The following is a 22,015-nucleotide window of genomic DNA, read 5'->3' as shown; positions in this document are numbered from 1 at the left end:
ACCGCGCATGATCCCAGGGCCGCGCGGCGGCAGTGGACGTGCCCGGTTCACCGATCCGGAGAAGCGCTCGCAGCGGATCGACGCACGTTTCGATGAGGCGATAGCCGCGATCGGCGATCAGGTCCAGATTTCGGATTCGATCCATGCTGCTGACCCTCAACTCGTGCTCGTGTTCGAAGCACTCGATGAGCAGATCGATTTGTCTGCAGTGGCCACCAACCTTGGCATCGAAGTCCTCATCGAGGCTGAGAGCACGATCACGCCCAACGATGAGTTCCAATTGATCAAGGAGAACGCAAAACCGTACATCGCCTCGTGCCTGCATGCGGTGTGCGCGAACCAGACGGCGTTCGACAATCTGTTTTCACTGTGGCGCACGTGGAGAGCCACGGACGACCTTCCGTACGGGTATTCGAAGCTTCGGGACCTCTTCGCCCACTTGAAAGACCTCCGACCCTGGGCGCCGCAGGATCGGCTGCGGGCCATCGACTGGGACGAGTACTTCGCCGGGCGCATCGATGACCGCCCACAAAGTATCGAGATCGAGTTGTGGTATCGCCGGAGTGATCAGAAGCGGCGACAAAGCCAGCAGGAGGTGACCGCCCTGGTCGAACAGGCCGGTGGTCAGGTCACTGCATCCGCGATCATTGACCAGATCGGCTATCACGGGCTCAAGTGCACCGTGCCGAATCAGTTGCTGCGCGATCTGGCGTCCGGGAACCACGATGCGGTTCGTGTCGTCCGTTCCGCGAACGTCATGTATCTGCGCGTCTCGGGGCAAGCCCTGCCTGTCGTCGGCCCGCCCACCGAAGCACAAGGACAGATAGATGGGGGCCTGCCGACGGGCGATCCGGTTCTCTGCCTTCTTGATGGAGCCCCTGCGGCGAACCACCCGCTGTTACGTGGCCGCGTGGAGGTTTACGATCCCGACGACCTGCTCCAGAAGGCGACCGTCGATGAACTGCGCCACGGCACGTGGATGTCGTCGGTGGCCGTCTGGGGAGACCGCGGCCTCGGCGAGGCGCCCGCGGTGCGACCGGTACTCGTGCGCCCGATCCTGACCCCGGCCGACGATACCGAGAACAGGATCGAGGAGCTTCCTACCGAGGAGCTCGTCCCGGATCTGATGTGGCGGGTGTTCCGGGAATTGTTCGACGGAACAGGCTCGCAGCCAGCAGCGGGCGAGACGATCGCGATCGTCAACATCTCGGTTGGCGACCCGGCCGCACCATTCGATACCATTCTGTCGTCGTGGGCACGCATTATTGACTGGCTCAGCTACCAGTACGGCGTGCTCATCATCGTGTCAGCAGGCAATCACCAGAATCTCGTTCTCAGCCCGGCATCCTCCGGCGAGATCGCTGGCCTCCAAGGCGATGACCGACGACGCGCGATCCTCGATGCGATCGCCCGTCAGCAGAACAAGCGTCGCCTCCTTGCTCCCGCCGAATCGGTGAACGCGATCAGCGTCGGCGCGATTCATGGCGACGCATCGATAGTCGATCCGCAGGGATACGCCGTCGATCCCACCGATGGACTTCCGGCCATCAGCCCTATATCCCCGACCGGCAGCGGATACCGTCGGAGCGTCAAACCAGACCTCGCAGCCAACGGTGGACGCGTGTTCTTTCGGGACGGCATCACCGCTCCGGACACGATCTCGTTCGCTGGTCTCTCGTCGCTCGGACCAGGCATCCGCGTCGCGACCCCGAGCCAGTTTCGAGAGACACACATCTCCGGCACGAGCCCGGCTGCGGCACTCGTCGCCAGAAGAGCAGCGCGCCTCCACGACGTGGTCTCCGAAATGACCGCCGAGGTGTCCATCAGCACACGACAACGAGCGTCCGCGATCAAAGCACTGCTGGCGCACGGAGCAGCATCCCCCGACCATTCGGAACATGACCCGATCCCTGGTGAGAACGCTTTTGGGAACGGCGCCGCGACACGCGACTACGCGGACGGCTGCGCCAAAAATGAAGCCGTAGTGCTCTTCATCGGATCGATCGGCGCAAACGAGGAGCAAGAACTGCTCTTCCCGCTGCCCGACGGTCTTAACGTACGCGAGGCCAAACGCATCGAAGCGACCCTCGCGTGGCTCACCCCCGTCAACTGGCGGCATCGGCAGTACCGAAAGGCGAAAATGTCCTTCGTCAAGCCGGAGGGTGCCATCCCGAAGCTCGGAACACCGACAGGACTCAGTTCAGACGCCACGACGCGCGGAGCGACAACCCTGCAACGCCAGTCGTGGGAGTTGCAGAGCACGTTCGCATCCGGGCAGGGATCGAACATGAAGGTGCGAGTCAAGTGCTATGAGCAGGCTGGCGGACTGCACGGCGAGCGGGTTGATTTCGCCGTCGCGCTCTCCCTCTGGGTTGCGCCGGCTCTCAACATCGACGTGTACAGCCAGGTGCGGGCTCAGGTTCGTGCTAGAGTCACAATCGAGCCCCAGGGGTAGGCTTGGCTGCTTCGGCCTTCACTTTGCGCGGAGCCTTACTAGGTATCAGGCGTCGATTCCGTCCGTTTTGGTCTGGCTCGCGGACGCGGATGTGGCGCTTCCTGATCGTAGCGAGGGGCTGGATCGTCCCTCTGGGACAATCCATCACAAGGGATGCCGCCCCGCCCATGCTTGATTTACCCACTAACACCCTGCGGAACGGTATCTGACTCATTCGATTCCTCTGCTTCCTCAATGCGACGCATAGCTCGCAGCTTCACCAAGTAGTCATCGCCCGCCGGAGTGAGTTTCCAATAGATCGACTTGTCGGAACCCCCGCCGGTGAAGACGGCCTCCACGTCCACCCTGGACCACCGTTCGACGTGTTCCCCAACTCGGACATCCACTCCCCCCTCCGCCGCGAACAAGTCCTGGCGGAAGGTAGGACTCAAACCGAGGACTTTGAGTGTTTGAACAACGACCTTCTGGTGGGGCCAGCGGGGCTCGAACCCGCGACCAGCGGATTATGAGAACGCTCCCAGTCGTGCCGCCTGCTCCGCACGGTTCCGCCTAGTTCGTTTTCGCAGGTGGCGGGGTGGTGGTGATTCCGCGCCGCCTCTGCCCGTTCCGTCGTTTACGGGTGCTTGGTGACCACGACGTGACCACGAACCCGTCGACTTGCCGGTGGTCAAAGGGCTTGATTCGCCCTACGGGCTGCGCTACGGTCTACTCACCGGCTGCCACCGGTACAGGAAAGGAACCCATCTCGATCCCTGATGGGTTAGGGATCGCGGCCCTCACCGAGAGTCGCTTGTAAGTTCCTCCTACCGAAAGGCAGCACGATGGCAACTCCCGTAATCCCCCAGGTTCGCAGTGTCGATCACCCCGATTGCCCTGTCGAGGCGTGGTACGAGCCCTCCACCCCGGACTATCCCGACGCTCCGCTCCCTGCGATGGTGGCGTTGCACGTGGGGTACCCCGGCAAGGACCACGACGATCCCGTCTTTATCCCCGCTTCGATCGCTCGTGAGGTTGCGCAGGCGATCCTCGACTCACTGCCTGAGTAGCCCCTGGACGCAACGAACCCCCACCGCCGCGAAGGCCGTGGGGGTTCGTCGTGTGCGGCGGTACCAATGCCGCGCCGCTGGCCGGGCCACCACACTCAGCCAGCGGAGACTATGGGGTCAGGCTGCCAGGCCTGCGACGTCCTCGCCGGCAGCGGTCACCGAGACGGTAGCCACTCCACCGGGCGTCGGATCGGAAGCATCGGGGTTGGTCACCGCCTCGCGGACGAACTTGAGCTTCTCGGCGATGACATGGCGAGTGGACTCGGCGCGGCCTGCGGTAGACGCAGCGGCGGCGTAGTCCGGGTTCCGCTCCTTGAGTGCGTGGTCGAGCATCGCCATTCCGGCCTTACCTGCCTCGCCTCCCTTGACCGTGTAGTGGTCGACGGCGCGCTCGTACAGAAGGGGAAGGTCAGCCGGGTCAGCGTTGGCGATGAGGTCGACTAGGTCGCCAGCTCCGGCGTCGAGTGCTGCGGACACGCGCTGCGACCGCCGCTGGTAGCGCATCTCTGCGAGCAACTGCTCCTCCACAGTGCCAGCCGGGGTGACCATCGCGGCCTTCAGCTCGTCACGCTGTCGGGAGGCATTGTCGATTGCGGCGGACGCGGCTGCTGCCAACTCCTCCACATTGGCGGACCAGTTGCCGTGCTTCTCGTAGCGCGTGAACGTCTCAGTGACGCCTTGCGGGGTGTAGTCGCCGCCCGACTTCAGCCGGGTCGCGGTGGCGCGGGCCTCGGTGCGGATCGCGTCCAGCTCGGTCTCGATATCGTGCAGTGTCTTCTTGGCCATGGTGCAACTCCTAGGTGGTGGTGTGGTGGTTAGGGCTTGTCGGTGTGCACCCAGATCAGCGTGGGCGGGTCTGAGGGGTGCCTGCGTCCGTCGCGGTAGTAGATCGGCCCGTCCGGCAGAGGCTTCAACTCGGTGTCTGGCGAGAGGCGTTGGTACCGCTTCCCGTTCCACTTGAAGGAAGCCTTACGGGTAGCTGTGACGGCGTACATGAACCTGCCACTGTGCTCGGGTAGGCGGCGCTTCCCGTGAGGCGACGACCAACCGGTCCACGACATGAGCTGGACGACGTTGTCGAAGAGCCTGTTCCGTACGATCACCGGCATCTCGGGGTCCGTGTCCTGTAGGTCAATCTCGCGAACGGCCTCGGCGATGAACGGGTACGAGAAGTTGCGCAGTTGCGCTCGCCCGTACGCCTCCAGGAACTCGTCATCGTCCATGCTGAAAATCAACCGGGGTTCCGCTCCTCGATGACGTGGTCGGGGTCTCGAAGACTTATTTTTCCTGCCCCGATAGGGTCCGAGTTCGCGCCGAGATCGCTCCCGAATGTCCGGACCGACAGTGACCACGCCGTGACCACATAGCAATTGACCTGCGAAGACGCGCACATTACCGGATTCGTAATCCCTTGATCGGCGTCCGATCAATCGGCGTCCCACGGCTCGATGCCGTCGGTAGCAACATGTTCGTCCCCCCACTCCTCGATGGCACCGGCGTCGGGGTGAGTTCGGTGGTATTCCTCGAAGATCCCGTAGGTGAAGTTCTCCATGAACGCGTGCGCTGATTCAAAGTCATCCTGCGGGGCCGGCAACTGTTCAGCGATTACCGCAAGCTTGTCGATAGCAATCCCCGTCGCGATGCTCACAGCCTTGAGTACGGACGGGTCGATCACGTCGGCTTGAATCTCGACCAGCATCCTGCGCGCCCCCAATTCGGCGACTTCCGAGAGCGTCGAGGCGAGGTTGAAGCGAGCAGATTCGACACGTGACGCGGTGGCCTGGGCGGTCTGGGTACCGTCAAACTTGAGCCCGAGCCGGACTGCTGCACGAGAGACGGTTCCCCCACCGACTCCGAGTGCTTCGGCGATCTGGTTGCGCCCGTACCCGGCCTCGTAGGCGCGTTTGACCGCGTCGTCGAGGGTGTTCCGACTGTGCTGCGCAGGCAGCTTTTGGGGGGTGGACCGAGACGGTTCGCCGTCGTCGGCGATGTCGATCATCCTGCTCGTCTCCGGGGGTCGTGGTCTGCGACTGCGTCTTGGAGGGCTGCGATGGCGGGGACGATTGCTTCGGGGTACTTGCGGAAGATGGCGGCGATGTCGGCCTTGAGGGCGTCGAAGCGGTCGGTGTCGGGTGTGGGGATGCGGTTCATGTGTGGTGTCCTCGTGCGTTGCGGTGGAGGGTGAGTAGGCGGGGGCAGGTGTCGTCGTGGTGGACGAGGATCAGGCACTGTCCATCGCGGAAGTAGTGGATGTCGGCGCTTGCGGTGCAGTCTTGGCAGGGCGGTTCGTCCGGGACGAGGGGCGAGTCGCCGGGCATCTGAGTGTCGATGTACTGGGTCGTCATATCATCGCCCTCGCGTAGTTCTGGCGTAGTTGCCGCTGCTGGTCGTCGGTGGCTCGCATGGCCTTGTCGACGCCTTGCTGCGCGTCGACGAGGAACCGGGTTGCCGCTGCCGCGATCTCCGCTCCGAGCCGTTCGGCGTCGGCGTTGATGGACGGTTGAACGGCGTCCTTGAATGCCCCGGTGTCGATGCCGAGGTCTCCCAGTCCGGGTCCTCCCCAGCCCGTGTCCAGTCCGTTGCCGGTGAGGACGGAGCCGGCGAGGTTGACGCCAGCTCCGAGGGAGTAGCCGAACCGTCGGGCGGTCTCTGCGAGGATCGCGGTGGACCGTGCCCGCTTGTGTGAAGCCAAGGGGATGTAGGCCTCGCCCCCGGTCTCGGGTTCGCCGAAGATCCGCATGGACCCCTGTGGCGCGATGTGGGCGCTGTGGTTTTCGAGTCCGTGGAAGCCACCGTCGGCGAATTTCTCCACCTTGACGAGGTCGCCTCGGCCCATCGCGTTGGCGATCATCCCTGCGGGTGATGCGCCTTCGATGAAGCCGTTGCCTGCGGTGTCGCCTGTGATGCTGGCTTTGATGTCCCCGCCCCCAGTTGACGCTCCCCCGGGCCAGTTGGTGACGAAGACGGGCGTGCCCGAGCCTGTGGCCGCGCCCGAGACTGTGAGGTCGATACCGGAGGCGGACGGGCTGCCGGGGTCGTTGGGCATGGACGGGTTGCCGGTGCCGAGGCGTGCCCCGATAGCCGACATGGCGTCGCCGGTGACGGCTGCGTCAATGTCCGCGAACCTGCTCATGGGGAAGTACGCGTGGTCTGTGTATTGGCTCCAGTCGGCTCCGACGGCTTGCCCGCCGTACTGGCCATTGCCCCTGGCCCCGCCCATCTCGAAGTTGACGCCGTTGGGCAGTGTGGCGCTGGTGTGCCCTCCGTAGGGGCCTCCGTTGTACCAACCGATGCGCAGGTCGCCGGGGCCTCCGCGCCCGTTGATGAACCCCCGCTCGCGGAGCGCCTGTCGTTGGTTGCCCGTGGCGAAGCGGGACCCGAATGGGGCTCGACCACTGACGTAGTTGGCCAAGCTGGATACTGCTCCGGAGCAGTCGCCGTACTGCACGCCGCCCCAAACGTAGGGTTTGCCCTCTACGCCTTTAGCGAGGTCGATTAGCCCGGACGCCATGATGCCGCCGTCGCTGAACGCTGCCAGTTTGTAGCCGAACTTGTCGGCGACCTGGGAGAGGATGCGCTCGGAGCGGCCACGTTTCGCCGGGGCGAGCGGGATGAACGCCTCACCGCCGGTCTCGGGTTCGGCCCATTGGACGATGCCGCGTGGACCCTTCGGGGATGCGATCGTGGCCTGGTCGGGGAGGCTGCCCCGGATACCGCCGTCGGCGTAATGCTGTCCGACCGTGATGCCCGCCGTAGAGGCGTCGTTGCCGCCACGGTTGACAGTGCCGATGATTACCGTGTGGCGGGACTCCGTGCGGATGTTGTTCAGGTCCGTGACGCGCTGCCTCGCCCTGTCGACGTCGGCATCGTTGATGATGACCCGGCCCGACTTGTCCTTGCGGGTTTCAATGCCGAGTGCTTCCAGGCGTGCCATGTTCTCGTCGGTGGTGTCGGTGATTTCGACGTGCCCGTCGGGGAGCTGGTCGACGGCGTCTTTCGTCAGCCCGAGGGCGATGGTGACGAAGTCTGCGTTCGAGTCGACGTTGACGTTCGGGTCCGCCGCGGCAAGGTTCGCGGCCATCGTGATTGTGCCCTGCAACTGGGCCTGCGCCTCGGACGTCTGCGCGGTAACCCGGATGTTCGGAGTGCCGGGGATGCGCTCGGCCGCCCAGCCGACCTCCTGGAGGTACAGGAGCGCTTCGTCGGTGACGTTCTTGACCTCGACTTCCGCGCCCTGCTCGACGTCCTTGAGGGACTGGGACACGATGGCGAGTTCACCCGCGACAGCTCCGGCCCCGTCGACTGACACCACGGTTTCGATGACGTCGGGGATGAACCCCATACGCTCGCCGAGTTCCCACAGTTGTTGCGTCGTCAGCCCTGTCTCAGTGGCGAGAGCCTGCATCCGCTTCTCGTTCTCGGCCATGACCTCGGACATCGGCGCGCCCGTATCCCGAACTGTGGCGATGGCATCCCGCATCTCCAGCAGCGTGGCGTGGAGGTTCCTGCCCTTGTCCGAGGTCATGTCGAAGGCAAGCCCGCCGCCTTCGAGTTCGCGGGTGAACCCCCCTGTCCCGTCGGACAACTTGTCAATCTGCCCGTCGAGCTTCGACAGGGTCTCGTAGAACTGGCCCGTGGCCTGATCGGCGGTGAGAGTGTCCCCCGCCAGCGCGTCCAGAGCAGCCTTGAGGGCGTTCGTCTTCTCCTCCGCAGTGGAGGACTCGTCGGCCATCACGCGGAAGGCATCCGACAGAAGCGTCGACGCGATCTCGGCTTCGGTCGCGGCGTTGACGATCCCCTCGATTGCCACCTGTCCGGTCTCGAGTTTTCCGGTCATCGCCTCGCCAGCGGAGCCTGTGTTGGCGAGGGCACCGCGCAGCATGTCCCAGCGTGCCCCGCCATCGGCGACGATGGAGTTCACATCTTCGAGAGTGAATCCCGTTTCCGATAGAGCGTCTTCGAGTGCCTGATATTCGAGCCGCGACATGTTCGCCGCGATAAGCCCTTGGTTGGCGGTGTCCGCGTAGTTGTCGACCGCCCCGGCAAGCGCGTCGTAGTTGTTGCGCATCCGGTGCATCGGGCCGTCAACAATGCTGAACGCCCCGGTGGCGGACTCAGCAGCCTTACGGGTGCCCTCAACAATCGTGTCGATCAGCTTCTCGGACGCGGCAACCGCTTGCTCGTCCATCAGACCGTTGGAACGCAGGAGTGCGTCACCGAGTTCGGTCTGTGCCGCCGCACCTGCGGATGCTGCATCGGCGAGGGCCTGGTTTGCCTCGCGAGCCCGGTTCGCGGAGTCGACCATCGCGCCGATAGTCACGCCCGCGGCTGCGATGCCTATCATCCAGGGCCCGCCGAGCATGTCCACCACAGACGACAGGCCGCTTCGCGCTGCCGCGCCCGCGCCCTTTATGCCGTGCAGCGAGGTAGCGAACAGGCCGTTTCGCCGGACCCCCTCCCCCGCGTACGAGGCGGACAACGCGACGGTGTCCCCGAAGCTCCTGAGTGCCCCCACGGCGGTCGACGCGGCCCCAGCCATGCGAGGGCCTAGCCCGGTCTGTTGCAGGGCGAACAGGGCCGCTGTGGCCCCGGTAATGGGTGCCGGGATGGCCCCTACAACAGAGGCAACGGCACTTAGCCCGGTGGCTGCGACAGAGGCGGCGGGGCCGACTACCGACGAAAGGGTGCCTGCGAACTTCTGTGCCCCTTCTGCTGCCGACATGATGTCTTCGCGGAAGGGGTCGATGGCGGATGCGCCGAGCCTGCCGAACGCGGCTCCCACGTTGGCGAGAGAACCCGTCAGGGTGCCGCCGAGTTCCTGCGCCGCGCCACCGATGTTGTTCTGGATCGCGGAGAACAGCATCTCGGATGAAATCTGGCCCGTCGAGGCGAGTTTCTTCACCTCAGACGCAGCGATACCCGCCTCATCGGCAATCCATTGGTAGATGGGGATGCCGCGGTCTGCGAGCTGCGAAAGGTCCCCCGCGTAGGCGGACTGCCCGGTCTGGACCTGGTTGAGAATGCGGCCCATCTCGCCCAGCGACACCCCGGCGATAGCGGAGGCGTCCGCCGTCATCGTTAGATATTTCGTGAGGTCTTTACCTGGCTGGATGCCTGCCGCCACGGCGTTGGCTGCGATCGTCGCCGCATCGCCGAGCCCGTACGAAGTGCCCGTCACCGAGTCAAGGGCGGAGTCCATGATGGTGGACACGCCCTGCGCCTCATGCCCCAGCCCGCGGAGCTTGCCCTGCGCGGTGTCGATCGCCGTGATCCGGTCCCAGCCCTTTGTCAGGACCGCACCGAGACCAGCAGCGCCACCAGCAGTAGCTGCCAGACCTTTCATCGTGATACCCAGGCCCTTGAACTTCGAGTCGACCTGGTCGGCCACCGATGCCGTCTCAGCAAGTTTCTGCTTCGGCTGATCCGAGACGTTGAGCGACTTGCCCGACTCCGACGCGGACTTCAGCGATACGCCGTAGTCACGGGTCGTGCTGTTCAGTTTGATCAGCTTCGACTCGGCAGTGTTAGACACGTCGAGCTTCTTGCCGGCGTCCGTGGCTTTCTTGACGCTGTCCCCGAGATTGGACGCGCTCTTCGAGGCGTCGTCCATCTTCGATTTCGGAGCGGTCGGAAAGTCGAACTTCGCGCCCTTTCCCAAGTTCGAGAGTTTCGCGTCGAGATCCGAAGCCGCGCGGGCAGCCTGTTCCATACCGGAGCGGGCTTTCGCGAGCTTTTCTTCGAAAGTTCCTTCAAGATCTATTCGGGCAACGAGGCGACCGACTTCAAGTGCCATCGAGTGGCCTCCTACTAAAGGGGCTCTTCCGGATCCGGAGTGCGTAGCGGGGATGCTGCGGTGATGCGGTGAGGCACAAGATGTAGGGGTCCTGGGGCGTGTGAAGATGCAAGTTCCTACACCAGCACTTCGCATCCCCAGGACCCGCTTTGAACGCTACCGCCAGCCTGCTCGCCGACACCATCTGCCGCACCGTCGAGCTCGGGGTGACCATCACCGACGCCGCTGTGGCTGACGAGCTCACGCACCTGTTCTGCGCCCCGGTCACACTCGACCCGATCTGCGCCGAGTGCGGGATGGCGGGCCGTTTGCGGGACCACGTCCAGCGGAAGGTCACGGATCTACCGATCGTCGGGCATCCCACCAGACTGCACGTGCGGGTACCGCGCTTCACCTGCGACAACACCGAGTGCGCTACGAGGATCTTCCAGCAGCGGATGCCGGCGTTGGCCGAGCCGCGGGCCAAGACCACCCGCCGCTGCAGCCGCTGGATCCTGCAGCGTCTGGCGATCGACCGCACCAGCGTGTCCGCCGTGGCCAAGGCCCTCGGGCTGGGGTGGGACCTGGTCAATGACCTGGCGGTCTCGGAGGTTCGCACGATGGTCTACGAGCAGCCCGGACACTTCGACGGAGTCCGCGTTCTCGGTGTCGATGAGCACAAATGGAAGCACGTGCGCGGCGACGGCAGCAGTGCGTTCGTCACCGTCCTGGTCGACCTGACCCCGGTCGTGGACGGCACCGGCCCGTCTCGCCTGTTGGACATGGTCCCGGGCCGTTCGGCGAAGGTCCTCACCGAGTGGCTGGACGCCCGTGACCAGGTGTTTCGAGACCGGGTCAAGGTTGTCACGATGGACGGGTTCGCCGGCTACCACACCGCCGCCGCCAGCGCGGTGCCCGCTGCCCGGACGGTGATGGACCCGTTCCACGTCGTGCACCTGGCCGCCGACAAGCTCACCGTGTGCCGCCAACGCATCCAGCAGGCCACCACCGGGCACCGGGGCCGCACGGGCGACCCGCTGTACGGCATCCGCCGCACCCTGCGAACCCGCGCTGAACTGCTGACCGACAAGCAGAAGATGCGCCTGTTCCAAGCGTTCACCGCCCATGACGCGCACGCGGCGGTGGAGGTCACCTACGGCGTCTACCAGCGACTCATCACTGCTTACGAAGCCTCGGGCAAGCGGGAGGGCAAGATCGCTATGTACAAGCTCCTCAAGTCGATCCGGGCCGGTGTACCCGCCGAACTCCCCGAGCTCGCGCAGCTCGGCCGTTCGCTGTGGAAGCGGCATCGGGAGATCCTGGCCTACTTCGACGTGGGCGCTTCCAACGGCCCCGTCGAAGCCATCAACGGACGCCTCGAGCACCTCCGCGGAATCGCCCTGGGCTTCCGGAACCTCAAGCACTACATCTTGCGGTCACTGATCCACTCCGGACAGCTTCAGGACCGGATCAATGCACTCTAAAACCGGAAGGGCCACTAAAGGGTGGTGGTGCTTTCCTGCGGGCTGTCGTTGTGCTTTTCCGGGGTCTTGCGGGCCTCGCTGATGGCCTCGCTTAATGCCTCTTTGCACGCGCGGCGGACGTCAGCGCCGGTGCGGGTGGTCAACTTGTCGAGAACCCGCGAATACGGAGACCGCGTGGTCACAACTCGACCAGGCGGTTAGACGAGAAAAGAGCCTCGACCTCATCAAGGTCTAAGAGGACTCGACGCTCGTCCTGAGGGGTCTTGTATAGGCGCAGCAGCCCGGCCTCGGCTCGACGGCGAAGGGTGCGGGGAGTGACGCCAGCGAGCGTGGCAGCCTCGTCGTAGGTCCCCAGCCGCACGTCAACTTGTGTCTTTGACATGCATGAATTGTCCGGTGACGCCGCGGGTCCGAGTCGCAGTCGACGCCTGCTCAATCGTTAGCCACGAGCCGCAATCCGGGCTAACATTCCGCTTATGTTGACGCGTATCGCCGCCGCTGCCCTATCCGCCACTGCAATTGCTTCGCTCACCGCTTGTGGCAGTGACCAAGAAGACGTTGCCCGCGAGCTGTGCCACGAGCGGGTCGCAGCTAATTCGGTTTACCCGGATGGTGCCGAGTTCGTTGAGACCGAGGCGCTCGACCCGGTCGAGAGCACCTACTTCTTTCACGGAATGGTCGAGTTTCCGATGTTGGGCGAGATGGTGCCGCACGCATACCGGTGCACAGTGAACCCCGAGATCGAAGGGTCGATCTTCAACGAGACCGTCGTCGAGCGAATCAACAGCTAAGCCACTGTGGAGCGATCAGCGGATTTGGTATCCAAAAACTGCAGCATCGTTGCTGTTCATCCGCGTTGTGGTCACGGCATGGTCACGCGACGTTTCGCGCTTTGCCGTAGCGGCGTGTGAGCACTTCGAGGTGCATGTCCCGGTGCTCCCGGAACCAGCGGTCCTTGTCCGACTCGCGGAACGCGTCCACCTCCGCCTTCGTCCAACCTTCAGCCTCGGCGGGCCACTCCGGCAGGAACGTGTCACCCGTCGCGTACCTCAGCGCCGTCTTGACATCGCGGTGCTCGGTGACCAGGTCTAGCCACTTCTCTACGTTCATTCCGACGTACGGCTCGAACTCGTGCGGGAGGTGTTTGTCGAAGCTGTCGTCCTTGAACCAGTCCGACAGCTTCTTGGCGTAGTTGGGGTCCTTGCCCTCATCCTCGAAGGATTCCGTGTAACGCTGCGCGGCCTTCAATACCCGATCTTCCCCATGCGCTTTTGCTGCCGCCTGCCACGCCTTGTGCGCCCCGTACCGCTGCGCGGGAGGGGTCGGCTTGGGGTAGGCGTCCAGAAACGCTGTAAAGGCGTCTGGGGCGCCATTGTCTTTGACGACGGTAAGCGCCGGAGCCGAAACATTGTCACTGACAGAATCGGGGGTGCGTGCCTCGATAGACAAGGGCTCGACCTCGACCACCTCGGCGTCGATGTAATCCTGATCGCGCGGCGCGTTGATGATGGGGAGGCCAAACGCATCGACCGAGGGAGACTCCTCTAGCCAGTCGGCCGGCGCGTAGCCCTTCCCTTCACGAACGTTTCGCAAGAGGTCCAGGCTCTTCTCTGTCGATGACTTCTTCTTTGGCCTTGAGGGAATCAGTTCGTCGTTCCAGCACTCCCCCGCCAGCCACGTCTTCGGGTCCTTGGTCAGGTCCCGGTTCGGGTCATCCGCGTAACGCTGAGCCCCAGCCACGATGGCGTCGAGGCTCGCCCTTGTCCTTGCCTCGACGAAGAATGGGTACGCCCGCTTCCGGTCGCGCCGATTCGGGTATACATCCCAGAACTTTTGAAACTCTTCATCGTCCATGTGTGGCGCGCCGGCAGGTGCGCTTGCCCCAGCCGCGCCCTGCGCTTCCACGCCGGAATGCGCAAAAGAATCTGTTCCATGAACTGTTGAGTGATTTGTTAAGTGATCTCTTTGGAGGGTCGTGAGGCCCTGGGGGTCAGGGTCGCTAGGCCCCGGGGGGGAGGGTCGTGAGGCCCTGGGGGTCAGGGTCGTAGGACCCCCCCTGTTCGAGAGGCCCCCACTGGCACTGCCGCCCTCGGGTTCGGACTCGGCTACCGATGCAGACGGGAAAGTGAGCCGCCAGGAGTTCGGGGTGTTCTTGCCCTCGAACACCCCGCCCTTGGCGACCAAAGTGATCCAGCCACTTTCTCGGAGTGTCTCGATTGCCTTCGTGACAGTGCGCTTGTCGATGCCGAGATCCTTCGCGATCGTGGAGGGGCCCGGTCGGACGTTGTATCCGCGCTCATTCGCGTAGTTGAACAGCTCGGTGCCGACGTTCTTCGTGGTCGGCTTCAAATTCCGGCCTGAACGGTTGAGCGCCTTGAGCCAATCGAACTGGTTGAACTCGGGGGAATTGCTGGTCACGTTTGATTCCCAATCCAGCCACGGCGGGGTACGCTCGTGGCAATCGTTCCGATCCCGCCCTCGGCCTGCCAGCCATTAGGGGGCGGGATTCTTTTTGCGCTATTGCGGAGTCAGACCGCCTCCGCGGCGTGCTCGTCTGCCGTCTGGCAATCGGGGCAGAGATACCCGGTGACGTCGCCGTCGCTGTAGACGATGCTCCAGCCGGTCATACGGTGGCAGCGCTTGCGGCACTCGGAGCACTTGACCACGGCGCTCATGCGGCACTGTCCAGGGACGGGGCCTCGTCGATGTCCAGCACGTCGAGCAGGCCGCGGACGGGGACGATGATGCGGTTGCCGAGGCGGAGGGTCTTGACGGGGAACTGCTCCTCGCGGACGAGCTGGTAGCCGAGCGAGTAGCTGATGCCGAGGACGCTGCACGCGGTCTTGATGTCGGTGCGCGCTCCTAGATCACGGATCGCCTCGGGTGTCCACTTCATGTTTCTCGGGCTGCGGTCGGCGGTAGCCATTGGCTTTCTCCTTCTGGTGCCGGCGGTGTGCCCAAAGCGTATGTGGGGCTAATCGGCCCGAGTCGTGACGTTGTGTGCACCCTGTACGTTTCGGCGCAGGTCATCGCCCAACCTTCGACCGACCGACACTATGCAAAGTGCGACCGATGCGCGCAACGTAGCACTCTTTGTACCCAGCCCTAGGACCGCGTGTACCGAATCGCGCACGCCGTCGTCGGTTGAGCCGGGCACAAAACCTGTCGCATTCTGTGCATCCGTTTGACCTACCTGCCGCCCTTTGGCACGCTCAACGCATGACGTTCATCGGTTACACCGTCTACGAAGCCATCGGGCTACGCGTCCGAGCCGAGCGCGAACGACTCGGCATGACCACCACCGACCTCGCCAGCCGCCTCGTGGAACTGACGGGAGATGGCTCCTGGGACCGCGCAAAAGTGTCTCGCCGCGAAACCGCGGAACGAAAGCTCCAGATCGACGAACTCGTCCTTATCTCGCGGGCCATGGGGGTCAGCGTCGACCACCTACTCATGCCAACAGGGAAGCCCACAGTGAGTGTCGACGGCGTCCCCGTCGACATGCAGACGGTCCTCTCCCGCCCCACTAGGGCCGTCGAGCGCGCATCCGGCGAAGTCGACGTGGCCCTCAGGCACCTGGCCGACACGTACGACGAGCAGAAGCGTCTCCTGGTCAATATCCAACGTTCAATGAAGGGCGGCATGTCGTGAAGGGCTCAGTGAAGAAGTACACGGTGAAGGGCGAGAAGGCGGGCGTCGAACTCGTTCGGTGGATGTACGTTGTCGACCTCGGCAAGAACCCCGTTACTGGCAAGCGTTTGCAAGAACGCCGCCGCGGCTTCACAACACAGAGAGAGGCGAACAAAGCTCTCTCGAAGCGGATCGGCGAAGTGTCCGAGAAGCGCGTCGACCTCACCGGCCGCAACCTCACCGTCGGCGAATGGCTCGACACATGGCTTGAACAGAAGGTTGCGAATGGTCTACGCCCCGGCACCGCCTCCTCCTACCAGGGCCACATCGAGCGCTACCTGAAACCTCTGCTCGGTTCGAAGAAGCTGGTGGATCTCTCCCCCGCCGATGTCGAGTGGATGCTCGTGGAGATCCGCAAGCCACGCCCCGCGCCCGTCAAGCGCACCAGGGGCCAGCACGTGAACCCAAAGCCGATGGGGCCGGCCACCGCCCGCCGCGTCCACGCCACCCTGCGGTCGGCGTTGTCGACTGCAAAGATGCGGCGCTACGTAACGTTCAACGCCGCCGCTGACATCGAGTTGCCGAAGGTCGCACGGCACCGTGTGAAGCCGTGGTCACGTGACGAACTGACCACGTTTCTCGACCACGCCAGCACCGAGGCTGACGGGCCGTTATTCGAGCTGTACGCCACTACCGGCCTGCGTCGGGGCGAGCTGCTGGGGCTGCGCTGGTCTGACATCGACCTCGACACCCGGGTCCTCACCGTGCGCCAACAGCTCACCGAGAACCCGCATAACACCACCGGGCCGAACTGCATGATCTGCGGCCAGCATCACGGGTCGGTGGCTTTCGGGGAGCCGAAGACCGAGAACGGGCACTACAGGCGCGTTCCCCTGCTCGAAGGGGTCGTGGGTGCCCTCATGGTTCACAGGCTCACACAAGGCGATCTGAGGGCCTGTCACGCCGACATCTGGGTCGATCACGACCTCGTGTTCTGTCGCGACGATGGAACGCCCTTGTTGCCGTCTACTGTGTCGGCCCGCTTCCACGAACTGTCGGACGCGGCCGGCCTACGCCGGGTGCGGCTGCACGACCTGCGGCACGGCTACGTGTCTCTGTTGCTCGAATCAGGTGTCGACATCGCGGCCATCTCGAAGATCGTCGGCCACTCGTCGATTCAGATCACGGCTGACATCTACGGGCACCTCGCCGACACTGCTGCGCAGTCCGTCGTGGACGCCGCCTTGAACGGCCTCAGCAGCGTTCGTGACCACGGCGTGACCACCGGGCCTGTTTCCGATGTTGTTACCGCGGCCAGCGAGGGTGAAACACCCTGACTAGCAGGCGTTTCGATGGTGGGGCCAGCGGGGCTCGAACCCGCGACCAGCGGATTATGAGTCCGCGGCTCTAACCAACTGAGCTATAGCCCCCCGCACGCGCCGGGAACGTCCACCGGCACGTGCGGCGCAATCGTAGCAAGATCTCTCACCGGGCCTCCGGCCACCAGACTGCGCGCACGGCCGAAAGACCGTCAGGGACCTGCGCGGGCGGATCGTTCCACGCCATCACCACACGATCGGGCGAGTCGTAGGCGTGGTGGCCCGGGTCGCCGGAGGTGACGAAGGAGACCCAGGAGTCGTGCATCGCCTCGACCAGGCTCGGCGGCGCCGGCGCACCGAGATAGCGTTCCACGTTCTCGCCGTTCGGGACGGCCCAGAAGAAGGGCAGGTCGGCGCAGTGTCTAGGTCCGTTTCCCCCGGTCCAGCAGAAGTCGTACACCCAGGTCGGGTCCCCGGCGGCGAGTCTCGTCTCGGCGGCCCGGGCGACCGTGGAGTGGATGGCGGCCGCGTCGATGACCGCGCCCACGCTACGTCGCAGCGACCGTCCGTTGGACTGCCGGGCCAACGCCCTGAGCCCCTGCCTCGGGAGTTGCTGCGACAGCGCCATGAACGCGGCCCCCGGCACCAGCGCCGGGCCCGGGAGCTTGTCCGAGACGGCCTCGAACTCCGTCGCGGTGGAGCCGATGAGCAACGGCACTCCCGTGGTGGGCCCTGCCGCGACGGCTTCCAGCGGAGGGACGGGGACCGTCTCGCCTCCGACCACGGGCCGGAACGGCAGCGTGAACTGGTTCTCCCGCCGCAGGCGCCGATGGAACTCGTCGACGGCGCCGCGCCCCCCGGCGGCGAGCCCTTCCGCAGTGACCCCCTTGGGCGGGCGGGTCGCCGGGGCCCGCAGCACTGCCGGTGACGCCGCGATCGCCCCGTGGAACAACCCCGCCGCCGGCGGAGATCCCAGCAGGCACAGCACCGCTCCCCCGCCGGCCGACTGACCGGAGACCGTCACCCGGCCGGGGTCTCCGCCGAACGCGGCGATCTCGTCCCGGACCCATTCGAGCGCGGCGATCCAGTCGAGCAGCCCCCGGTTGTCCGGGGCGTCGGGAAACGGGGTGAAGCCCTCCACGCCGAGGCGGTAGCCGACCGAGACCACCACGATTCCCCGGCGCGCGAAGGTCGACCCGTCGAACCAGGGCTGGTGGGATGACCCCGATTCCCAGCCGCCGCCGTGGATCCACACCAGCACGGGGTGTGGCCCGCCTTCCGCCGGTGCCCACACGTCCACGTGCAGGATGTCGCTCCCCGCGACGATCGGCTCGGGGATCGCCGGGTCGGGGTCGAACCTCAGCCGCTGGGCGGTGGCCGCAGGCCTGGTCGCGTCTCGGACCCCCGCCCACGGCTCCCGGCGGGCCGGGGCGGCGAAACGCAGGTCGCCGACCGGGTCCTCGGCGTAGGGGATCCCGTAGAAGCGGACGACGTCACCGAGGCCGGCACCGCGGACGCGGCCGGTCGACAGAGTGACCTCGGTGCGTGTCATGGGCGCCAGCGTAGCGGTGTCACGCGGCCGCCCGGAGGCGCCGGCGGCACGACGCCCGCATCAGATCGACCGGCGTCGACCAGTTGATTACCGGCGTCGACCAGTTGATTCAGGCCAGCCTCGGGAAGGGCTCCGTCGAGAACACCACCTCCATGGGCACCTGGAAATAGGACGCGATCCTGAGCGCGAGATACAGGCTCGGGCTGTACTCTCCCCGCTCGATGTACCCGATGGTCTGGTAGTGCACACCGAGCCCGTCAGCGAGCTCTCGGCGGGACACGTGTCGCTCGGCTCGCAACATGGCGATGCGATTGTGAACGATCTCAGCCACGAATACCTACACTCCCCACTGCTGCTGCAGTTCCTTCCGTCTCGCGGCCACGACCGAACCCGACTCGCGGCGCGCCATGCGGCTGAGCAGCTTCGGTGCCATCACCATGCTGGCCACAGCCCAGACGATCAACACCACGAAGACCCACTCGATCCGCCAAGTCTCCCCCACCTCGACGCCGGCCATCGACTCGGGCAACAGCGAAGCTCGCATCCCCAGACCGAACCAGTACAGCGGGAACACCTGGGCAATCCACTGCAGCCACACGGGCAGCGCGATCAGCGGATAGAAGATCCCGGAGATACTGATCAGCCCCATGACGGGAAGCATGACCAGACCCATGTTCTTCGGACTGTCGATCAACGCGCCCACCACGGCGCCGAGGGCCAGGGTGGCGACGAGCCCCACCAACAGCACCGCCGTGAAGAGGAGCCATCGTCCGGGACTATCGAACTCGAGGCCGTCGAAGAGGATCAGTCCCACCACCAACAGCACGAGAGTCGAGACCACGGTCACGATCGCGTTGGCGACGATCTCCCCGACCAGGTACCCCGTGGTGCCACCAGGCACGGACTTGGACCTCAGGAGAGTTCCGTTGGTCCTGTCCATCACCAGCACCCCGGCGATGCCCATGACCGCGCTGAACAGCACCCCCATTGCGAGGAGTCCGGGCAGGCTCATCGTGGCGAGCGAGACAGCGGATCCCTCGACCTCGACCCTTCGCAGGAAAATGAGGACCCCGACGAAGACAGCCAGCGGGAGCACGGTTCCGAGGACGTCAGCAGGTGTGGTGAGCATGATCCGGGACGAGACGAGCCCACGGCGCAGCCCTGCTCGATAGGCGTTCAGCGTGGGATTGATGCGTGCGGTCATCGGGCGGCCTCCGTGAAGTGTGCGGCCTCGATGGCCTGTCCGGACTCGAATTTCTCGACGATCGACAGGTAGGCGTCCTCGAGGGTGGCGCGCTGGACCGTCAGGCCGGTGATCTCCTCCCCAGCCGCACCCGCGAGGAGATGGCGGACGAAGTCTGTGGCGTTCTCGCTGGCGTGGACGTGCAGCTGCCCGTTCTGAATCCACCTCACCTCCGCGGTGCTGCCGACCTCTCGCATGAGGGCCGGTGGCGATCCGTCAGCGATGATGCGGCCGCCGGCGAGTATCACGATGCGGTCGGCCAACTTCTCCGCCTCAGCGAGATCGTGGGTCGTCAGGATGATCGTGGTTCCCTCCAGGTCCCCCAGACGGTGGACGAGGTCGTGGAACTCGCGCTTCGCCCGAGGGTCGAACCCGGTCGTCGGCTCGTCGAGGAACAGCAGGGACGGCCGTCCGATGATGCCCAGGGCCACATCGAGCCGACGCCGCTGTCCCCCGGAGAGCGTGTGGATCTTCTGCTTTGCCTGCGAGGTCAGCCCCACGAGTTCGAGCAGTTCGGCGATCGGCCAGGGGTCTACGTAGGGCCGGTAGAAGTCGGCGAGATAACTCAGCAGCTGCAGCGGTCGCCACTTACCGTGGTCAGACGAGTTCTGCAGGACCACCCCGATCTGCGACCGCCACGCGTCGTCGCCACGCGCCGGGTCCACCCCCAACACGGACACCTGACCACCTGATGGGGCGCGAAAGCCCTCGAGAATCTCGATGGTCGTGCTCTTCCCGGCACCGTTCGGACCGAGAACCGCTACGACCTCCTCCGCCTTCACCTCGAGGTCGATCCCGTCGAGGACCTGCGTGTCGCTATACCGCATCCTCAGGTCAGAAACCGAGATCACCGGCTCACCCCTCTCCGGCCCACCCCGTACCGCTCCACCGTCTGGTTGCGACATTCCCACGAACTCCATCCAATATGTGTGTTGATATGTAGCACAGATGCTACATATGAGCCCAGGAGTTGTATACGGCGTTTCTCACGCTGTGTTAGCCGATCGGCCGCGATGGGGAGACTGACCGCGCCCCGGAGAGGGAGAACCGCTCTGCCCGGGCCACGAGAGGCGACGGTGCCCCGACCCCGACACGGGGGCCGTCGTACCCGAGACCGACGGCAGGGGAGTCCCACAACGACGCCAGGCCGGGGCAGATGCCCCGGCCTGGCGTGGATGCTCCCCCATCTGGACTCGAACCAGAAACCCTTCGATTAACAGTCGAATGCTCTGCCAATTGAGCTATGGGGGATTGCTCTCGGCGGCCGACGCTCACGCCGGACACCGAGAACTCACCTTAGTGCGCGCGCGGTCGCCGAACCAAATCGCCAGCTCAACGACCTGACCATCGGTCAGCCCGCGGATCTCGGCGCTCCACAGATCGAGCCGGCCGAACTGGACGCACCGGACGACCCGGACGACCCGCGGCCCAGAGAACCCTCGCCGTCACCGTCGCACAGGACACGGACCGAATCCGGGCTCAGCGATCCGGCGCCCGGGTGCTCGTCACGGACGGAGATCGTCACCGGAGCGGCCGTGGACCCCGCGTACGGGGTGTCGAAGGTGTCGTCCTCCACGGCCTGCGGGGTGAAGGTCGCTGTGAGGACGGGGTCGCCGACCACGGTGAAGACGTACGAAAGGGTCGCGGACCCGCCGGTCACGTCCACCGGAGCACCGATCGGTTCCCCGTCGGCGAAGAACTGGACCGTGCCGGCGGCCTCGACGGGCGTCACGTGCACGGCGAGCTCGACCGGGACCCCCGGGACAGCACTCGGCGGGGCGGTGAGCGTGGTGACGGTTTCCGTCTGGCACCCGGACACGTCGGTCTCGAACAGAGCGAACTGCCCGGTGGCGGGGTCGAAACCCTTGTCCGCGGACTGGGGGCCGAGGACCACCTGGTAAGTGATGGTGTGCGTGTCGGAGGCCCGGTTGGGCAGACGGGGCTGGTCGAGCAGGTCCACCGTTCTGGTGGTGGTGATGGGGTCCCGGTTGGTCACGTAGGGGGCGGTCCCCGGCGTGAAAACCGGTGCCGCGGGAGCCGAGTTCTGCACTCCCTGACGTCCGACCACCCGGGTGATGTCGTACGGCACGCTGTTGAGGGTGAACCTGGCCCTGACGGGCGCCCCCGTCTGGCTCCACACGCCCGGGACGCCGACCAGCGACGTCGGATCCTCCCCGTCCACCGAATAGTCGACGACGTAGTAGGCGTTCGTCTCGTTGATGATCGTGAACTGGACCCGGCACTCGTCGTCCCCTGACGCGCTGAACCGGACCGGACCCCGATCCCACCCCTCAGCGGATGCGACCGGCAGAACTGTGAGGCCGATGCCGCAGGCGGTGAGAGCTGCGGGCAGGAGGAGTCGGCGGGAAGGCGTGGGCATGAGCTACCAATCTGGCGTCGTCGGGCTTCCGCGCCCGGCCGGCTCCACCAGTCGACCGCGGATCGGGAGCGACGGTACCAAACAGATAAGCATTTTGTCACAATGTGCATCCGACGGAAACGCCTGCGTACAGA

General features: G+C 65.1%; 20 protein-coding genes and 2 tRNA genes. 6 read left to right on the top strand and 16 right to left on the bottom strand.

Annotated features, from left to right (window positions below; all coding sequences use genetic code 11):
* Positions 1-7: 7 nt before the first annotated feature.
* Both CT688_RS05950 and CT688_RS17305 read left to right on the top strand, forming a co-directional pair.
* Positions 8-2,455 (top strand): S8 family peptidase, encoded by a 2,448-nt coding sequence (locus tag CT688_RS05950; RefSeq protein WP_231750517.1) that lies wholly within the window; start codon positions 8-10, stop codon positions 2,453-2,455.
* 821 nt (positions 2,456-3,276) lie between these two features.
* Entirely contained in the window at positions 3,277-3,501 is a 225-nt protein-coding gene (locus CT688_RS17305) for a hypothetical protein (protein ID WP_156607147.1), read from the top strand.
* 117 nt (positions 3,502-3,618) lie between these two features.
* On the opposite strand, the gene CT688_RS05945 is transcribed toward CT688_RS17305, so the two are convergent.
* The 5 genes from CT688_RS05945 to CT688_RS05925 all read right to left on the bottom strand — a co-directional run bounded on the left by CT688_RS05945 (position 3,619) and on the right by CT688_RS05925 (position 10,294).
* Positions 3,619-4,287: a hypothetical protein gene (locus CT688_RS05945; RefSeq protein ID WP_107756141.1), complete on the bottom strand. Its 669-nt coding sequence runs from the start codon at positions 4,285-4,287 to the stop codon at positions 3,619-3,621.
* Between the two features lie 29 nt (positions 4,288-4,316).
* The gene (locus CT688_RS05940) at positions 4,317-4,736 is read right to left on the bottom strand and encodes a hypothetical protein (protein ID WP_159077991.1); all 420 of its coding nucleotides are present in this window, start codon (positions 4,734-4,736) and stop codon (positions 4,317-4,319) included.
* A gap of 191 nt (positions 4,737-4,927) precedes the next feature.
* Positions 4,928-5,500: a hypothetical protein gene (locus tag CT688_RS05935; protein WP_107756139.1), complete on the bottom strand. Its 573-nt coding sequence runs from the start codon at positions 5,498-5,500 to the stop codon at positions 4,928-4,930.
* Positions 5,497-5,652, bottom strand: a complete 156-nt coding sequence (locus CT688_RS17300; protein WP_156607145.1) for a hypothetical protein — start codon at positions 5,650-5,652, stop codon at positions 5,497-5,499. Before CT688_RS17300 ends, CT688_RS05935 begins: the two co-directional genes overlap by 4 nt.
* A 190-nt stretch (positions 5,653-5,842) precedes the next feature.
* Positions 5,843-10,294: a tape measure protein gene (locus tag CT688_RS05925; RefSeq protein ID WP_159077990.1), complete on the bottom strand. Its 4,452-nt coding sequence runs from the start codon at positions 10,292-10,294 to the stop codon at positions 5,843-5,845.
* 149 nt (positions 10,295-10,443) lie between these two features.
* Between CT688_RS05925 and CT688_RS05920 the strand changes: the two genes are divergently transcribed.
* Positions 10,444-11,757: an ISL3 family transposase gene (locus CT688_RS05920; RefSeq protein WP_107755580.1), complete on the top strand. Its 1,314-nt coding sequence runs from the start codon at positions 10,444-10,446 to the stop codon at positions 11,755-11,757.
* 178 nt (positions 11,758-11,935) lie between these two features.
* Here CT688_RS05920 and CT688_RS05915 read toward each other — a convergent pair whose 3' ends face one another.
* On the bottom strand, positions 11,936-12,139 hold the full coding sequence (locus CT688_RS05915; RefSeq protein ID WP_156607143.1) for a hypothetical protein: 204 nt from the start codon (positions 12,137-12,139) through the stop codon (positions 11,936-11,938).
* 94 nt (positions 12,140-12,233) lie between these two features.
* Here CT688_RS05915 and CT688_RS05910 point away from each other — a divergent pair, with 94 nt between their 5' ends.
* Positions 12,234-12,548 (top strand): hypothetical protein, encoded by a 315-nt coding sequence (locus tag CT688_RS05910; RefSeq protein WP_107756135.1) that lies wholly within the window; start codon positions 12,234-12,236, stop codon positions 12,546-12,548.
* Positions 12,549-12,630: 82 nt separating this feature from the next.
* On the opposite strand, the gene CT688_RS05905 is transcribed toward CT688_RS05910, so the two are convergent.
* The 3 genes from CT688_RS05905 to CT688_RS05900 form a co-directional block, all read right to left on the bottom strand.
* Positions 12,631-14,175, bottom strand: coding sequence for a helix-turn-helix domain-containing protein (locus tag CT688_RS05905; RefSeq protein WP_159077989.1), 1,545 nt, complete (start codon positions 14,173-14,175; stop codon positions 12,631-12,633).
* 110 nt (positions 14,176-14,285) lie between these two features.
* Positions 14,286-14,432: a hypothetical protein gene (locus CT688_RS17295; protein WP_156607141.1), complete on the bottom strand. Its 147-nt coding sequence runs from the start codon at positions 14,430-14,432 to the stop codon at positions 14,286-14,288.
* Positions 14,429-14,683 (bottom strand): DNA-binding protein, encoded by a 255-nt coding sequence (locus CT688_RS05900; protein WP_231750516.1) that lies wholly within the window; start codon positions 14,681-14,683, stop codon positions 14,429-14,431. Before CT688_RS05900 ends, CT688_RS17295 begins: the two co-directional genes overlap by 4 nt.
* Positions 14,684-14,976: 293 nt before the next feature.
* Here CT688_RS05900 and CT688_RS05895 point away from each other — a divergent pair, with 293 nt between their 5' ends.
* A complete protein-coding gene (locus tag CT688_RS05895) occupies positions 14,977-15,408 on the top strand; it encodes a helix-turn-helix domain-containing protein (RefSeq protein WP_107756133.1) in 432 nt (143 codons plus the stop codon).
* 8 nt (positions 15,409-15,416) lie between these two features.
* Positions 15,417-16,724: a tyrosine-type recombinase/integrase gene (locus CT688_RS05890; RefSeq protein WP_156607139.1), complete on the top strand. Its 1,308-nt coding sequence runs from the start codon at positions 15,417-15,419 to the stop codon at positions 16,722-16,724.
* Between the two features lie 16 nt (positions 16,725-16,740).
* On the opposite strand, the gene CT688_RS05885 is transcribed toward CT688_RS05890, so the two are convergent.
* The 7 genes from CT688_RS05885 to CT688_RS05855 all read right to left on the bottom strand — a co-directional run bounded on the left by CT688_RS05885 (position 16,741) and on the right by CT688_RS05855 (position 21,881).
* Positions 16,741-16,817 (bottom strand) — tRNA-Ile (locus CT688_RS05885).
* A gap of 55 nt (positions 16,818-16,872) precedes the next feature.
* Complete coding sequence (locus CT688_RS05880; protein ID WP_107756131.1) at positions 16,873-18,258, bottom strand: carboxylesterase/lipase family protein; 1,386 nt, start codon at positions 18,256-18,258, stop codon at positions 16,873-16,875.
* A gap of 109 nt (positions 18,259-18,367) precedes the next feature.
* Entirely contained in the window at positions 18,368-18,559 is a 192-nt protein-coding gene (locus CT688_RS05875) for a helix-turn-helix transcriptional regulator (protein WP_197431508.1), read from the bottom strand.
* A 36-nt stretch (positions 18,560-18,595) separates the two neighbouring features.
* The gene (locus tag CT688_RS05870) at positions 18,596-19,462 is read right to left on the bottom strand and encodes an ABC transporter permease (protein ID WP_197431477.1); all 867 of its coding nucleotides are present in this window, start codon (positions 19,460-19,462) and stop codon (positions 18,596-18,598) included.
* Positions 19,459-20,352 carry an ABC transporter ATP-binding protein gene (locus CT688_RS05865; protein ID WP_231750515.1) on the bottom strand — a complete coding sequence of 298 codons (894 nt, stop codon included), beginning with the start codon at positions 20,350-20,352 and terminating at the stop codon, positions 19,459-19,461. Before CT688_RS05865 ends, CT688_RS05870 begins: the two co-directional genes overlap by 4 nt.
* A gap of 327 nt (positions 20,353-20,679) precedes the next feature.
* Positions 20,680-20,752: transfer RNA gene (locus CT688_RS05860), tRNA-Asn, on the bottom strand.
* Positions 20,753-20,852: 100 nt separating this feature from the next.
* Positions 20,853-21,881: an Ig-like domain-containing protein gene (locus tag CT688_RS05855; RefSeq protein ID WP_107756129.1), complete on the bottom strand. Its 1,029-nt coding sequence runs from the start codon at positions 21,879-21,881 to the stop codon at positions 20,853-20,855.
* Between the last annotated feature and the right edge of the window lie 134 nt (positions 21,882-22,015).

Origin of the sequence: Dietzia sp. JS16-p6b (genome assembly GCF_003052165.1) — a bacterium.
GTDB lineage: Bacteria > Actinomycetota > Actinomycetes > Mycobacteriales > Mycobacteriaceae > Dietzia.
The sequence above is the reverse complement of the archived record's forward strand: the minus strand, read 5'-3'. Positions and strand labels throughout refer to the sequence as shown.